Raw genomic sequence first — 14,797 nt, 5'->3', positions numbered from 1 at the left:
CGGTGGCTGCACAGTGTCGAGGGCCCTGTCGAGCAGTTCAACCAGACGGTGGTGTTGCAGGCCCCTGCCGGGGTGAGCGAGGCCGATGTGGTGGTGGTGTTGCAGGCGTTGCTGGATCGGCATGCCATGTTGCGGGCCCGGGTTGAGGACGACGGGGCTGGCGGGTGGTCGCTGAGGGTGCCCGAGGTGGGGTCGGTGGATGCGCGCGGGTGTCTGTCCACCGTGGAAGTGTTGTCTGATGAGGCGGTGGTCGCGGCGCGGTCGCGGTTGAACCCGGCCGCGGGGGTGATGTTGAGCGCGGTGTGGGCGGCCCCGGCGGGGCAGCTGGTGGTGATCGTTCACCATTTGGCTGTCGATGGGGTGTCGTGGCGGATCCTGTTGGAGGACCTCAACATCGCCTGGGCTCAGCATCGCAGCCGACAGCCGGTGGCATTGCCCGCCGGTGAGACATCGTTTGCCCGCTGGTCGGCGCTGCTGGCTGAGCATGCCCATCACCCCGAGGTGGTCGACCAGGCGGACACCTGGAAACGGGTGGCGAAGATTCCTGCGGTGCTGCCGGCGGTAGAGCCGGGAGTGGATACGTTTGCCAGTGCCGGGCACGTGACGATGGAGTTGGATACCGAGATCACCTCGATGCTGCTCGGTGAGGTGCCCACGGCGTTTCATACCGGGGTACATGAGGTGTTGCTGATCGCCTTCGGGGTGGCGGCGGCGGAGTTTTTCGGCACCGGTGGCGCGCCGATCGGCATCGATGTCGAAGGTCATGGGCGCCATGAGGAACTGGCCGACGAGGTGGACCTGTCGCGCACGGTGGGCTGGTTTACCACCAAGTACCCGGTGGCGATGCGGGTTGGGGGGTTGGACTGGGGGCAGGTGCTTGCCGGTGAGGCCGCGTTGGGGGCGGCGGTCAAAGACGTCAAAGAACAACTACGCGCGCTGCCCGACGGCTTGAGCTATGGGTTGTTGCGGTATCTGAACACCGAGGTGGATCTGTCCGAGTCGGATCCACCGATCGGGTTCAACTATCTGGGGCGGTTGGGTGCGCCGTCGGCCTATGCCTCGGGTGATGTGTGGCGGGTCAACCAGCAGGGTGTGGGGTTGACCGCGACGGCCGCGGCGATCCCGATGACGTTGGCCCACAGTGTGGAACTCAACGCCGCCACCGTCGACACCGACACCGGCCCACAGCTGCACGCCAACTGGACCTGGGCGCCCTCGGTGTTGGATCAGGCGCAAGTCAGCCGGCTGGGCCGGCTGTGGTTCGAGGCGCTGGCCGGGATCTGCGCCCATGTGCGCGGGGGCGGGGGCGGGTTGACCCCGTCGGATGTTGCCCCGGCGAAGATTAGCCAGCAGCAGCTCGATGAACTGCACGCGCAGCATCGCATTGCGGATGTGTTGCCGTTGACCCCGCTGCAGCAGGGGCTGCTGGTTCATGCCGGCCTTGCGCAGGCCAGCGGCGATGACGTGTATGCGGTCCAGATGGATATCAGCGTGGCCGGGCCGTTGGATGCCGGCCGGTTGCGTGATGCGTTGCAGACTGTGGTGGTTCGCCATCCCAACCTGGTGGCCCGCTTCCGGGCCGGGTCGGGTGAGCCGGTGTCAATCATCCCCGCCGATCCGGTAGCGCCGTGGCGCTATATCGAGCTCGACGGCGCCGGCGTCGAGGAGCAGATCCAGCAGGTGTGTGCCGCCGAGCGGGCGAGGGTCTTTGACCTGGCCGAGGCGCCGGGCTTTCGGGCGGTGTTGATCCGCACCGGCGCCGATCGGCATCGGCTGGTGCTGACCAACCATCACATCGTCTTTGATGGCTGGTCGCTGCCGATCCTGCTGGGTGAGATCTTCGCCGGCTACAACGACGCGCGGTTGCCCACGTCGTCGCCCTATCGCCGGTTTATCACCTGGCTGGCCGAGCGCGACCGCGAGGCCGCGGCGCTGGCCTGGGGTGAGGTGTTGGCCGGGTTTGACACGCCGACCCTGGTCGGCCCGGCGCAGTGGTGGACTGCGGGTCTGCGCAGCATGACCTCGGTGCAGCTGTCCAAGCAGCTCACCCGCGCAGTTGCCGAGTTGGCCCGCTCCCAGCAGACCACCGTCAACACCGTCCTGCAGGCCGCCTGGGCCCAGCTGTTGATGGGGTTGACCGGCCAGCGTGATGTGGCCTTTGGCGCGGTGGTCTCCGGGCGTCCCGCCGAGCTGGCCGGCGCCGAGGCGATGGTGGGCCTCCTAATCAACACCGTGCCGGTGCGCGCGACCACCACACCGCACACCACCACAGCAGAGTTGCTCAACCAACTCCAAACCGCCCACAACCACACCCTGGACCACCAGCATCTAGGCCTAAGCGACATCCACCGCCTCACCGGGCACCAGCAGCTGTTCGACACCGTTTTCGTCTACGAGAACTACCCGACTGACGCCAATGCATTGTCGGGCAAACACCAATTGGCCATCACCGAGTTCCGCGATTACTACCACTACCCGCTGACCATCCAAGCCGTGCCGGGCCGCGAACTGCACCTCCGCGTTCAATTCCGCACCGACGTGTTCGACCCCGCCGACATCGACACCCTCATCGAACACTTCCAGCAGGTGCTGGTGGCCATGACTACCAATCCCACCCAACCGCTGCCGTCCTCCACCGGCCTGCTCGATCACCGCGACACCCCACTGCCGGCATCGACGCCCCCGCGCCCCGGCAACGGTCATCACCGCGCCCCGGCCAGCCTGGTCGAGCAGATCCTGGCTGACATTTACGCCCAAGTACTCGGGGTAGACCAGGTCGGAGTCGACGATTCCTTCTTCGACCTCGGTGGGGATTCGCTCTCGGCGATGCGCGCAATCGCTGCTATCAACGCGACCTTCGACACCCACCTCGGCGTGCTCACCTTATTCGAGGCGCCGTCGGTTCGAAGCCTGAGCCAAGAAGTCCACGACCTCAGCCCGGCGTCCGAATAGGAAGGACGCCAAGCCGTGCGAGGCGGTCACCACATAAGTGGCACTAGGCGATAACGCACCTTCTGCGTGTACTCCGGGTATCCGTTCAACTCTGTTCGGAGCAGTTTCTCTTCGTCGCGGATGCGCATGCTGAGCACGATCACGCCAGGTATGACGAAGACCAGCCCCCAGAAGGAGCCGAGCGCAAGTGGGGCGCCCACCATCATGATCACGTTGCCGGTGTACATGGGGTGGCGCACCAGTCCGTAGAGGCCGGTCGAGACGAGCGTCTGGCTGGACTCCACCCGTACGGTGGCGGCCGCGTGGCTGTTCTGAATGACCACCAGCATCATCACGCTCAGCCCCACGGCCACCAGCACATCACCGACCAAGCAGATTGCCGTTGGCACCGGCGACCAGCCAAAGCGATGGTCAAGGGCGCTGACCACGAACATCGCCGTCAGCGACAGCCATAGGCCGCCCATCACCACCTTCTGCGCCGTTCGGGTCTCCGCCGTCGGCCCCCCGCGCATCCGTCGTTGCAGCGCAACGGGATTCGTACGTAGCAAGTAGGTGCTGGGAATCCACGTCGACAGGACGTATACCGCCAGAAAAACCCAGGCTTGCCAGTAGTTCACCGTGCCGGCCACCAAAAACAGCATCGTGCCGAACACAACCGGCTCAACCAGGGCGAATAGCAACATTTTAGGAGTGGTTTTCACACATCCTCCTTACCGGCACGATGATAGCGAGCACGAATAAACCCAGGTCGGGTGCGGCAAGTTTACGATGCCGATCCCAACGTCAGACCAACGCGTCGAGCTCGGGCGGCTTCGAAGGGCGCCGGTTGGCTTAAACGACGTGAACCGTGACTGTTTGCACGGCATTTGCTCCGTATCCCAGTCTGTTCCACCGGGGTTGCCTGGGCTGGGTGCGACCGGCGTGGTCGACGGCGCACGCGCGGACCGTCACCGCTCCGGGGCGATCGAGCTCGATGCCCAGCTCCCACTGCCGCCATCTGCCCCGCACCGGACGACCCAAAAGGCGGGCCTGCTGCCAGGGCCGTTCGTCCACGCTGACCCAGACCTGGGCGATCGGCGCCGCACCGGACCAGGCCAAGCCGCGAATCGCCGCCGCACCGCGGTGAAGCTGTTGTCCTGCAACGGGTTCCGTGGTGACCGCGCGCACTCGTTGTCGCCGAACCGGCGCGCTGACGGCCTGTCCGTCCTGCAGCCATTCGTAGCGGTATCGGTCGGTCTGGAAATGGCCTTCGAAGCTGCGGTCGATGACCTCGATGTCGGTCAACCATTTGACCGACGCCATTCCATACCACCCCGGAACCACCAGGCGTAACGGATAGCCGTGGTGGCGGGGTAACGGCGCTCCATTCATCGCATAGGCCAGCAACGCACCGCCGTCGGCGATGTCGGCCAGCGCAAGGCTGCGCTCAAAGAAGGTGGTTTCGGCGCGCCCGTCGACGTGCCCGCAGTCGGCGCCCCGGAACACCACCTCGCACGCATCGGCTGCCAGGCCCGCCTCGTCCAGGATGTCGACGAGGCGCACACCGGTCCATGCGGCGGTGCCCGCGGCGCCGAGGCCCCACTGCAGGTCCGGCAGCTGCTGGTCCAGCGTGGAGCGGTTGTTTCCGGCGCACTCCAGGGTCACGACCCGGGTATGGGAGCGCAGCCCAACCAACTTTTCGAGACTGTACGTCTGGCGCCGCAGCACGTGGCCGCCGACGGTCAGCCGCCAGTCCGTCGCGTCCACGGCGGGGATGGTGAAGTGATTACGCACGTAGAAGTGATCGGTCGGGGTGATGTCCGTCCCGAGCATGGTGAGCAGCGGCGTTTCGGCGTTGAGCGGATGGGGAGTGTGGACGTGCAAACCCGCGTCGACTGCCTGACGGTAGGCCTCCTCCCAATCGATGGGCGGCGTGGTCAGCGTGGTGATCATCGGGCCGCGACCGGCTCGGCAACCGGCAGCGCTGCCCAGGCGCCATATCCGCCCACGAGATCAGAAACGTCGACAAAGCCGGCCGCGGTCAGCCAGCTCGCGGCGATCATCGAGCGGTATCCAGCGGCGCAGTAGACGGTGGTCGGGGAGGTGCGGTCCAGTTCGTGGACCCGTTGCACCAGCCGGCTCAGCGGTATGTGCACAGCGCCCGGGATCACACCGTTGGTGAGCTCGCCCGGATTGCGTACGTCCAGCAGCACCAATCCGGGAGTGTCCGCCCAGTGTGTCGCCAGTGCCGTCGCGGTGAGTCGTGAACTGGCCTCGATCGCATCGGCATGGTCGAGGAAGGCGCCCAGCGGGTTGTCGAGGTAGCCGACGACATTGTCGTAACCGATCCGGCCGAGCTGAACGGTGGCCTCGAGTTCTCTACCCTCCGGGCATACCAGGACGAGACGCTGGTCGGGAGGCAGCACGCTGCCGACATATTCGGCGAACCGGCCGTCGAGGCCGACATTAACCGATCCGCGCACGTGGCCGGCCGCGAAATCCGAGGGGTCGCGCGCATCGAGCACGACCGCGCCCGCGGATCGCTGCGCGGCCAGTGCGGCGAACGAGAGCGGGGGCGGCGCGGTTACCTCGTCGAGCAGTGGGCGCCGCTCGCGGTTGCGTTGGGCGGCGAAGGAGAAGTACGGCGGTGCCGGTGGCTGACCCGTGGTGACCGCGGCGACGAATTGCGCCTCGTCGCGCAGCGCCAGCGCGTGATTGGTCCGCCGTTGTTGGCCGATGGTGGACGAGGTGTCGGCGGAGACGTGGCGGGCGCACGGCGAACCCGGGCCGTGGGCGGGAAACACGCGAGTCTCGTCGGGCAGCGTCAGCAGTTTGCGGTGTAGCGAATGGTAGAGCTGGTGCGCCATGTCGGCGCTGGTACAGCCGACGCCCGACGTCAAGTCGGGCCGACCGACATCGCCGATGAGCAGAGTGTCCCCGGTCAGCACGCCGTAGGGTGCGGCATGGTCGCGGTGCTCGTACACCACGACGCTGATCGATTCCGGGGTGTGCCCCGGGGTCGCTCGAATCTCCAGTGTCACGTCGCCCAGATGGAGCCGCTGGCCATCGTGCAGCGCTTCGATCGGGTAATCGGTTGTGGTGCCTGCGCCGTAGCAGATCGTGGCACCGGTCGCGGCGGCGAGTTCGAGGTGACCGGAGAGAAAGTCGGCGTGGCAGTGGGTTTCGATCACGCGCTCGATGCATAGGCCGTCCTCCTCGGCGTCATGCCGGTAAGCCGCGATGTCGCGGTGCGGATCGACCACGACCGCACGGCCCGAGGCCGAGTCACCGATCAAGTAGGACAGCTGGGACAGGGAAGCCAGGAAATACTGCCGGAAGATCATGTCGCCGCTCCTTTGGTGGGCAACCGGGTGGTTCGGAGCTTAGGCGCGACCAGCAATGAACGCGAGTGTTTCGGTAAAAATACTGAGATTGGTAATCAAGGCCAATCTAGCCAGGTATCCGCATACGCCGAGCGTGGTGGGCACTTCTGGCCGGTGCACGATGGACAGCCGAGGTATGCTGGCATACATGAAACGGACGACGGTCAAGATCCCCGACGCGTTGGATGCTCGCCTGCGGCACGAGGCTGAGCGACGGAATTTGACCATCTCGGAGGTTAGCCGTGAAGCGCTCGAGGCATACCTTGGCACGACCGGTGCCCGTCGGCGCCTCAACGCAGCGGCCGCCGGCCGTAGCGGTCGAAGCGATGTCTCCGAGCGTATCGAGGAGATCTTGGCTGCCGAGGTCAGACCATAGGGGCAATTGTTGTCGACGCGGGTCCTCTATATGCCTATGTCGACGCCGACGACGCTCACCATGTGCCGTCGCTGGAACTTCTACAGACCCATCCGGGTCCGTTGATCGTCCCGACACTCGTCATCACCGAAGTGGCCTACCTACTGGGCACCAGGCTGGGCGCCGAAGCTGAGGTGCGATTCCTCGGCGACCTGGCCGATGGTGCGTTCGCCGTCGAACCGGTAGCCGCGGGAGATTGGCTGCGGATCGCAGAGCTTGTTGCGCGGTACCGAGACTTGCCGCTTGGCACCGTAGACGCCTCCGTGGTGACCACAGCAGAACGGTTGGGCATCAGCGAGATCGCGACAGTCGACCGCCGTCACTTCACGGTCGTCCGTCCGTGCCATACCGAGAGCTTCACCCTTCTTCCGTGATTGACTGCAAGCAAATGTGACATGCGCATGCCATGCGCATGTGGTAGTTTGTGGCCATGGCAGTTGCGATTCAGATCAAAGATGTCCCCGAAGAAGTTCGCGACGCGCTGGCGGCCCGCGCCGAGGCGCGCGGCCAGTCCACCCAAACGTATCTGCGATCACTGTTGGAACGGGAGTACCAGGCTCAACGCAACCGGCAGCTCTTGGAGGCGTTGACTGGTCATCGCAGCCTCACCATGACAGCCGAGGAAGTGGCGGCCGTCATCCGCGCCGACCGCGACGGGTGAATCTCCTCCTGTGATCGTGGTGGACGCGGGCGTGCTGGTGTTGGCCCTCACGAGCAGCACTCCCAAAGGCGATGCGGCACGCGCAGTCCTGACGGGCGACGACGGCTGGTTCGCGCCGGCCCACATGCCGGGCGAGGTGCTACGCACCCTGCACAAGGCCGTATTGCGAAAGCAATTGGAACCTGAGGACGCCGAGGCCGCCGCCGACGCCGTCACCGCACTCGCCATCGAATACGTGCTTCCTGATGCACTGCTGCTGCGCACCGCCTGGGCCTGGCGGCACAACATCTCGATCTACGACGGCCTGTATGTCGCTGTCGCCGCCGAACACTCCGCCGCCGTGATCACCGTCGACAGCCGCTTGGCCAGTGCGACTGATCACCTCCGTATACCCGTCGCGATCACCCTGGTCTAGGTCCGCCGGAGATACGGGCGGAAACGACTCGCAAGCGAGTCCGGTGAGATCTCCGCTGACCCGCCGCTCACCAGTTGCGTTAGTCGATACGGCCAGTCAGGCCGAAGTCGGCCAGCGTGGCCGCGGTCACCTCGCGCAAGGCGGCTTTAGCGTTCTCGGCGCCCGGTTGGTTGCGCCGATGCTGATGAAGGTCTTGCCATGGATGCGCGCGGACAGAATGATCATTCGGCCGCCGAGCCGCTCCAGGAACTGGCGGGTTTCGCGTTGCCCGGTGCCGCGCGCATTTTCTACCTCGGCGACGGTGCCGTCGGGGCAGCCGATCACTGAGGGGAGGCTGCCGAGATACGAACAAAGCACCGGCGCGTCGGGGTCGGCAGGCATCCTGGCGACCATCCGCTTCGCCGCCCGCGTCGGGTTGTACGAGGGCAGCCACAGGACCTGCTTCGCTTCGTCCGCGGTCTCTTTCGTCGCCTTCAACGTCTGCTTGATGGCGGCCCGAAAATCGCCTTATCCAAAACGTCGTCGCTGTCAGTCGTGTGCGCGGAGGGCGCTAGCTGGCACTCCACAGCCCGAGTCTAGATGAGGCTGCTTGCTGCCCAATGCCGATGTGGATTGCGACATTTCGTTGATCGCGCACCACGGTGCGGGCCAACAGCAGTTGTTTGTGCGTCCTATGCGACTGGGTCCCTGCTGAAGGCGAACCCATTCTTGAGATGAGAATTGTCCGATCGGGTGCTACTGCCCGGTGCCCTGCGCGGGTCCTGGCATACTCCCACTGATGGTCGTCAGTCACGCCCCCGACCTGGATTCGTGTGCCGTAACGCCGAGGACCACCCCTTTCCTGATCAGTCCATCGACTACACCGGCACCCGCCGCCATGACCACGTCACCAGAAGGGAGGTGGAGTTGAACAACTCCTCCGTGTGGTTCGTCTCGGAAAGGCTCATCAGTGGAAAGGTTGTGCACGGCCTGGAGAAGAACACCCCGTGGCTCAAGCAAATGACGCCGCCCCTTTCTCAGATCCTTAGTCGATCGATCTTTTTCGAAGGTCTGTCACAACCCGCGATGCTGAGCGTCCTGTTACCGGATGTACCGCTTCACCAACGGCAGACCCGCAACGCGGCCAATAATTTGTGCGCTGGAGGGCCGAGTGAACGAAATTACTAGAGAGTGTCGACTATGCGGATCGACTGGTCCCCATCAAACTATTGTGGTTCGCGAGATGATGTTCGGAACCGGGGAGCGGTTTGAATATTACATCTGCGCTGCGTGCGAGACGTTGCAAATCGTAACTCCGCTCGACGGCGACGAGCTCATGCGCCATTATCCCGAAAATTATTACTCATACAACGCTGCAGCTCAGCCAAAGTTGCTCCGATGGCTCATTTCGCAGCAAGACCGTTATAAATTGGATACTGGCGGTCGGCTATTCGGTGGTCTCTTAACGAGGCGATTGCCCGACGGTCTCCTCCGTGTTCTTTTCGGAGGAGACGCTGTCGGAATGCTCGCTCAGCTTCCTCTTGAACGGGACGCGCGAATTCTGGACGTGGGCTGTGGTGGCGGTGCGCTGCTTGACCGGTTGGCTGAATTGGGGTTCACCAACTTGTCTGGTGCAGATCCGTTCCTTGCAGCCGATGACGAGACGCCTCTAGGGGTGCCGCTGATGAAGCGAGACCTGAGTGAAGTGGCTGGCCAATTTGATCTGATCATGTTCAATCACTCGCTTGAACATGTTCCTGACCCGGTCGCAACGCTCAAGGTGGCATCCGAAAAGCTCGCTGCCGGCGGTGCTTGCTTGGCTCGTGTGCCGACCACCTCATCTGAAGCATGGACTACTTATGCGGCGGACTGGGTGCAGATCGATGCGCCTCGGCATTGCGTCATACCGTCACGAGATGCAATGGCGCTGGCAGCTGAGAAGGCCGGTCTGCGAGTGGAACAGACAATCGATGATTCGAATTTAGGCCAGTTCATGGGGAGCGAAGCTTACCGACGTGACGTTGCGGTGACCGACCCCAAAATCCTTCGACTGTTTAAACTTAAACAAATCTGGGAGTGGGAAAAACGTGCGGACGAGCTCAATGAGCAGGGCCGTGGTGACCAGACAGGTTTTGTCTTGCGGGTCAAGTGAAGGCGCGGCAACGATTCGTTAGAAGATCTCGCCAGCCAGGTCGAACTCGGCCAGTGTGTGCGCAACCAGTTCACGCAAGGCGGGCTTTGTGTTCTCCGCGCCCGGTTGGTAGGCGTTGACGGTGAAGTAGATCTTGGAGCCGCCTCCAACGCGCCAAGACTGCAGAGTCATCTGGCCGCCCGTTAATTCGAGCCATTCCCGCGTTACGCCTTGGCCGGTCACCCGCGTCAGGATGATCTCGCCGTCGGTGCCATCGGGGCGGAATACCACGGGGTCGAACTCGTCGAGATTCGAACAAAGCGTGGGGGCATCCGGGTCGGTGAGCCCAGCATCCACCATCCGTTTCAATGCCCGCTTCGGCGTGAACGGGATCAGCGAGCGCAACTGCAGTGCCTCGTCAGGCGTCTCCCGCAAAGTGGTCACTGCCTGCTTGATGGCGGCGCGGATGTCACGCAGATCGGTGGTTACCCGGCTCGGGTCGACGCTGACCGTCGCGATCGACATTGCGTTCGCACGCGTATCACCGTTGCTGCGGTCGTTCATCGGGAGGTGCAAGGTGACGAAGCCGTCACGAGCGCGTTGGCGCCCCATGGCCTCGGCAAGTTTCGTACCCAACGCTGCGATCAGCGTTTTCCCCGTTCCGCCGAGAGCCTTCGCACGGGCATCCCACTCATTCAGGTCGATCTGGATCGAGACAGCCGGCACGACGACAGGATCATCGCCGTCACCTGCCCGGAGGGCTACAGGTCGCCGTGCAGGTGATCGGACAGCATCTTGCCGCGCACGTGCCTGTTTCCGGGCCAGCCGTGCCGCCGTGACAAGCGCCCGGCCCACCTCGGGCGCCTCCCGTGCCGTTTGGCGGGCATCCTGAACCGCCGCGCGCCGTCGCGTACGTGAACGCGGCGGAGGATAGCCGAGGTCGTGATTGATGTCCCGGATCGCATCAGCTGCCGCGTTGTGGAGCCCGAGGCCGTCGACAACATAGTGGGAATGCACCAGGCTGACCGCGGTGGTGCCGTCGGTAAGTGGCAGGACACCTAAGTGCCAGCCGGGCCCCCCTTCCGGATCTATGGGCAGTTGTGAGCGCTTATCGGCCCAGTCGCTGAGCTCAGCGCGTGGACGGGCGCACTCAGCGACATCGATGTCCGACAGCCCCCGATCGACGACCCACCGAGGCCGGGCGAACGGCAGCGGCGAACGTTCGATGAGCCGTCCCATCAACCCATAACCGAAATTGCGGTTGAAGCGTCTCAGCCCATCGAGGTCGACGTCGTGCTCATAGAGCCACAAGACTTGGATGACCAGGTTAATCCCGGCGGCGCGATGCCCCGCGAACAAGCCTTGGTCCACCGGCGCGAGCCGATTGTCCACTCGTCCATCCTCTTTGGAGATGCGTCTGTTGAACGATGGTCGCGTACGCGCTATTCGGGCCGGGCGTCGGCTCATGGTCATGGCCGCAGAATAGCGGTGACGCGGCGGCCGCGCCGCGAATCGCCATATGGTCGCATAATTCCAGTGGTTACATAATTCCGGCCGGCCTGGCTTGACGCCGTACTGCGATTTCGCAGCGTCACCCCCGCTATTCTGTCGCCATGATCATCGGCCCACGCACCGCAATGACGCGCAACGTGCACATAGCATCCGGCAAGGAGTTGTGCTGGTGACTTCTGCCGGTCAGAGCGGGACGGCCGACCGCCCGTTTATTTTGTTCGTGTTGGGTATGAACCGGTCCGGAACCTCGGCGCTCGCACGGGTTCTGTCGTTGTGCGGTGGCACGCTCCCGCCCCGCCTGGTGGGCGCCATGTCGGACAACCCGCTGGGCCATTGGGAGCCGCGTGTGGCGAACTACCTTAATGAAGCAATCCTGCAGCGCCACCGCAGCAGTTTGTTCGACCCGACACTGCGCCTACAGGAGGAAGGTGCGTTCGACGACAAGGCCGCCTGGATCGATGACATCAGGACGTTTCTCACCACGCTGCCGGCAGCACCGCTCGTGGTTGTTATCAAGGACCCGAGGATTACGGTGCTGTCCGGCTTGTGGTTCGAGGCGGCGCGTTTGGCCGGATACGACATCATGGCCGCGATCACAGTGCGCCACCCGCAGGAAGTCATCGCGTCGGTTGCGAAGCGCAGTCCAGCCACGCCGGAACTCTCGGGTGCTTTGTGGCTGAAATACAACCTGCTCGCCGAGAGACACACGCGTACCCTGCCACGCGTTTTCGTCGAGTACACCAACCTCCTGGATGACTGGCGCAGGGAAATGAAGCGGATTTCCTCGGCACTCGCGATCGATCTGAGCAGCACGCCGCATGACTCCGCTATCGAGGAATTTCTCAAACCTGATCTTCGGCGCCAGCAATATGACGGGCCGGTGGCAGAGCTCTTCGGCTCAGACTGGACTTCCACGGTTTACCAAACGCTGTGCGCGCTCGCTCGAGATGAGCCCTGGGATCCAGCTGCACTGGATCGTGTTTTCGACGCCTATCGCGCGAGCGAGCATGATTTCCGAACGGTGTTCGAGGACTTCCGCCGTTTCCGCACGCTCAACCGGTTGTATAAGCCATTCATCGTGAAGCTGAACTACAAGGTCCTCGCGATGGTTAACCGGCGTAGTGGGACTTGGACCTAGGCTCGTCGGCAATGCCGAGGCCATAGTTGGCCTTGGTCCGCCCCCAGCTCAGATGAAGACCGCGCCCCTGGCCACCAGCCAGAGCCCAACCACCGCGAAGATGGCCGCAAGTACCTGCAGACGGTGAGCCAGCGCCCATTCGTGCAGCGGTTCCAGCACCGCTTGGGTTTTCGCTGGCGTGAGCAGATAGCTGACGAGGGTGATCTCAAAAACTGCAAACATCCCGACGACAAACGCGATGGCGGCGATGACCTGCGTGCCGATCGAGGCTCCCGAGGCCACGATAGTGGTGTCGACGAGTAGAACCATGACCGGACCAGCCGGTACGAATGTCACGCCGACCACGAGAGCGACCCACAAGGCTCCGCTCTCCCACGCGTTGTTCGCGTACGAAACCAGGCGCCGGAGCGCAGATCGGGGCTCGGTCGACCCATCTTGATCGCGGCTCTGCGGCAGCGGGATTGCGGTCGGTGTAGTGGAGCTGCCGACCGGTGTCGGCACGGCTTCGCGCTGACGCGCCCGGGAGCGCACTGCGATCAGCGCGGAGATCGATAGTGCCAGTACACCCATGACGAGTTGGATGTGTGCGGTGGTGGAGTTTGGGCCCGCTGTGGCCAAATCATGCGCAACCGATCTGAACCCAGGCATGACGTGCAGCATCAGCAGCGGAACCAGCAGGACGGGGATATTCGCTATCAGGCAACCGACCCAGCAGACGAGCAGATTTTGCAGTGGCCGCGGTCGGGAGATCAGGAGAAGGACGAGGCCGAGAAGTACAGGATTGATTGCCCACAGAAGCGCCATTCCCAGCACGAAAGCCCACACGGCCCGGAACCCTACCCTGTCAAGACCTGGCCGTAGGCCCGTTCTGCACGCCGGGTCGGCGCAGGGCTTCGAGAGCGGGGCGCCCCAGTAACCGTCCCACGTCAGCCAACATGGCTTTAGCGGGCGAAACTTTCCAGGAGATCGGCGACGTTGGCAACGCTTTCGGCGGGTTTGGTCGTCTGGGTGGCGACCTCGCGGGCTCGAGTGACGTATTCGGGGCCGAGGATCCGGCGCAGGTCCGCGACCAGCGATTCCAGGCTAGTGGTCGAAAGGCGCCGCCCCAAGCCAACTTTCAGCCGTTTGACCTGAGCTGCCCAGATCGCCTGATCGGGCGCCGTCCAAAGGATCAGCGCGGGGACTCCTGCGCGCAAGCCCGCGGCCGTGGTGCCCATACCACCGTGGTGCACGACCGCGGCGCAGGCGGGAAAGGTGGCCGCGTAGTTCACCGTGTCCACCACCTTGACGTGCTCGAAATGGGGGACATCGCTGAAGTTACTCCAGCCGGAGCACACCAACGCCCGTTCGCCCAACTGCGCGCAGGCAGCGGCGATCATGGCGACCATGTCGGGGGGAGATGCGACCGGCGTGCTGCCAAACCCGAAGAAAATCGGCGGTGTCCCCGCGGCAATCCAGGAGTTGACCTCCTCATCGGTATCGGTTGGCAATTCCAACGTCAGCGCGCCGACAAAGGGCCGTTGGCCGTTTAATTTCGACCATTCGGCTGCCAGCCCAGGGAAGCAAGCCTCTTCGTAGGCCTGAATTTCCAGTGATCCGCGCTCGGTGATGCGTCGCGGCGCGGAGCGCGTCGCCTTCGGCAGGCCCAATTCACGGCGCTGCGCGTCATCGAACTTCTTCACCCCGCGCCAGTTCACCCACTCGTACACCCGCATTGCGTAGCGGCTCAAAGACCACGGCAGGAATGGCAGGGACTGGTCGTTGGCCCGCACCGGCGCGATATGCAGCGTCGCCAACGGAATGTCGTAATACTCCGCGACATTGGCAGCGGAGTGCTCGAAATTCAGAAAGGTGACTAAAAGGTCAGCCCCGTCCGTCAGCGACCGCAGCGTCGTGGTGATATGCTCCCAGTGGTGGCTGACCGACTCCCCAATTTCGCGCCACAACCTGATCAGATCTCGGATCTTCCAGAAGTTGCGGAACGAACGCGTCCAGAAGTCGCGGTGCGCCCCCCACCACTCTTGCGTATCCGGCCCGAAAGCGACCGCCGTAAGCCCAGCCGACTCGGCGAAGCTCATCAAGTCGGGCGGAACTGCCAGGCGCACGTCATGCCCGCGGCGCAGCAGTTCACGGCCGATAGCGACGCAAGGCTCTACATCGCCACGCGTTCCATAGCTTGCCAGCACACATTTCATCGCGGATCTTTCGGCATGAAATCTTTCTCTGATCTGC

Annotated in this window: 13 protein-coding genes and 1 pseudogene; 7 read left to right on the top strand and 7 right to left on the bottom strand. The window is 63.8% G+C overall.

Annotated elements, in window-relative coordinates:
- The coding region (locus AC5Y5W_RS20770) for a condensation domain-containing protein (protein WP_500012336.1) at window positions 1-2,952 on the top strand (2,952 nt) is incomplete at its 5' end.
- Between the two features lie 26 nt (window positions 2,953-2,978).
- Here the strand turns inward: AC5Y5W_RS20770 and AC5Y5W_RS20765 are convergent.
- From AC5Y5W_RS20765 to AC5Y5W_RS20755, 3 genes are all read right to left on the bottom strand, one after another.
- Window positions 2,979-3,653: a methyltransferase family protein gene (locus AC5Y5W_RS20765; RefSeq protein WP_500012338.1), complete on the bottom strand. Its 675-nt coding sequence runs from the start codon at window positions 3,651-3,653 to the stop codon at window positions 2,979-2,981.
- 130 nt (window positions 3,654-3,783) lie between these two features.
- Entirely contained in the window at window positions 3,784-4,884 is a 1,101-nt protein-coding gene (locus tag AC5Y5W_RS20760; protein ID WP_500012339.1) for a sulfite oxidase, read from the bottom strand.
- Window positions 4,881-6,275 carry an MBL fold metallo-hydrolase gene (locus AC5Y5W_RS20755; RefSeq protein ID WP_500012341.1) on the bottom strand — a complete coding sequence of 465 codons (1,395 nt, stop codon included), beginning with the start codon at window positions 6,273-6,275 and terminating at the stop codon, window positions 4,881-4,883. Before AC5Y5W_RS20755 ends, AC5Y5W_RS20760 begins: the two co-directional genes overlap by 4 nt.
- A gap of 187 nt (window positions 6,276-6,462) precedes the next feature.
- On the opposite strand from AC5Y5W_RS20755, the gene AC5Y5W_RS20750 reads away from it, so the two are divergent.
- Genes AC5Y5W_RS20750 through AC5Y5W_RS20735 form a run of 4 tightly spaced genes read left to right on the top strand, consistent with a single transcriptional unit; the run spans window position 6,463 to window position 7,805 of the window.
- A complete protein-coding gene (locus tag AC5Y5W_RS20750; RefSeq protein ID WP_499889672.1) occupies window positions 6,463-6,690 on the top strand; it encodes a ribbon-helix-helix domain-containing protein in 228 nt (75 codons plus the stop codon).
- On the top strand, window positions 6,687-7,103 hold the full coding sequence (locus tag AC5Y5W_RS20745; protein ID WP_500022592.1) for a type II toxin-antitoxin system VapC family toxin: 417 nt from the start codon (window positions 6,687-6,689) through the stop codon (window positions 7,101-7,103). The genes AC5Y5W_RS20750 and AC5Y5W_RS20745 overlap by 4 nt, the downstream gene beginning before the upstream one ends.
- Window positions 7,104-7,159: 56 nt before the next feature.
- Window positions 7,160-7,390, top strand: coding sequence for a FitA-like ribbon-helix-helix domain-containing protein (locus AC5Y5W_RS20740; protein WP_500012343.1), 231 nt, complete (start codon window positions 7,160-7,162; stop codon window positions 7,388-7,390).
- A gap of 10 nt (window positions 7,391-7,400) precedes the next feature.
- Window positions 7,401-7,805, top strand: a complete 405-nt coding sequence (locus tag AC5Y5W_RS20735) for a type II toxin-antitoxin system VapC family toxin (protein WP_500012345.1) — start codon at window positions 7,401-7,403, stop codon at window positions 7,803-7,805.
- Window positions 7,806-7,884: 79 nt separating this feature from the next.
- On the opposite strand, the pseudogene AC5Y5W_RS20730 reads toward AC5Y5W_RS20735, so the two are convergent.
- A pseudogene (locus tag AC5Y5W_RS20730) lies at window positions 7,885-8,309 on the bottom strand (hypothetical protein); the annotation flags it as partial.
- Between the two features lie 718 nt (window positions 8,310-9,027).
- On the opposite strand from AC5Y5W_RS20730, the gene AC5Y5W_RS20725 reads away from it, so the two are divergent.
- The gene (locus tag AC5Y5W_RS20725) at window positions 9,028-9,936 is read left to right on the top strand and encodes a class I SAM-dependent methyltransferase (RefSeq protein WP_500012430.1); all 909 of its coding nucleotides are present in this window, start codon (window positions 9,028-9,030) and stop codon (window positions 9,934-9,936) included.
- Window positions 9,937-9,954: 18 nt separating this feature from the next.
- Here AC5Y5W_RS20725 and AC5Y5W_RS20720 read toward each other — a convergent pair whose 3' ends face one another.
- A complete protein-coding gene (locus AC5Y5W_RS20720) occupies window positions 9,955-11,382 on the bottom strand; it encodes a hypothetical protein (RefSeq protein WP_500012431.1) in 1,428 nt (475 codons plus the stop codon).
- Between the two features lie 274 nt (window positions 11,383-11,656).
- Here AC5Y5W_RS20720 and AC5Y5W_RS20715 point away from each other — a divergent pair, with 274 nt between their 5' ends.
- Window positions 11,657-12,565 carry a sulfotransferase family protein gene (locus AC5Y5W_RS20715; protein WP_500012433.1) on the top strand — a complete coding sequence of 303 codons (909 nt, stop codon included), beginning with the start codon at window positions 11,657-11,659 and terminating at the stop codon, window positions 12,563-12,565.
- Between the two features lie 48 nt (window positions 12,566-12,613).
- On the opposite strand, the gene AC5Y5W_RS20710 is transcribed toward AC5Y5W_RS20715, so the two are convergent.
- Window positions 12,614-13,369: a GAP family protein gene (locus AC5Y5W_RS20710; protein ID WP_500012435.1), complete on the bottom strand. Its 756-nt coding sequence runs from the start codon at window positions 13,367-13,369 to the stop codon at window positions 12,614-12,616.
- Between the two features lie 137 nt (window positions 13,370-13,506).
- Window positions 13,507-14,760, bottom strand: a complete 1,254-nt coding sequence (locus tag AC5Y5W_RS20705) for a glycosyltransferase (RefSeq protein ID WP_500012347.1) — start codon at window positions 14,758-14,760, stop codon at window positions 13,507-13,509.
- Between the last annotated feature and the right edge of the window lie 37 nt (window positions 14,761-14,797).

It is taken from the genome of Mycobacterium sp. NGS51 (genome assembly GCF_059812525.1).
This window is presented reverse-complemented; position numbering and strand designations above follow the sequence as displayed.

Coding starts and splice junctions, on each gene's coding strand:
- AC5Y5W_RS20760 (WP_500012339.1), bottom strand. CDS start 4,884: ATGATCACCACGCTGACCACGCCGCCCATCGATTGGGAGGAGGCCTAC.
- AC5Y5W_RS20755 (WP_500012341.1), bottom strand. CDS start 6,275: ATGATCTTCCGGCAGTATTTCCTGGCTTCCCTGTCCCAGCTGTCCTAC.
- AC5Y5W_RS20750 (WP_499889672.1), top strand. CDS start 6,463: ATGAAACGGACGACGGTCAAGATCCCCGACGCGTTGGATGCTCGCCTG.
- AC5Y5W_RS20740 (WP_500012343.1), top strand. CDS start 7,160: ATGGCAGTTGCGATTCAGATCAAAGATGTCCCCGAAGAAGTTCGCGAC.
- AC5Y5W_RS20725 (WP_500012430.1), top strand. CDS start 9,028: ATGATGTTCGGAACCGGGGAGCGGTTTGAATATTACATCTGCGCTGCG.
- AC5Y5W_RS20720 (WP_500012431.1), bottom strand. CDS start 11,382: ATGAGCCGACGCCCGGCCCGAATAGCGCGTACGCGACCATCGTTCAAC.
- AC5Y5W_RS20715 (WP_500012433.1), top strand. CDS start 11,657: ATGAACCGGTCCGGAACCTCGGCGCTCGCACGGGTTCTGTCGTTGTGC.
- AC5Y5W_RS20710 (WP_500012435.1), bottom strand. CDS start 13,369: ATGGCGCTTCTGTGGGCAATCAATCCTGTACTTCTCGGCCTCGTCCTT.
- AC5Y5W_RS20705 (WP_500012347.1), bottom strand. CDS start 14,760: ATGAAATGTGTGCTGGCAAGCTATGGAACGCGTGGCGATGTAGAGCCT.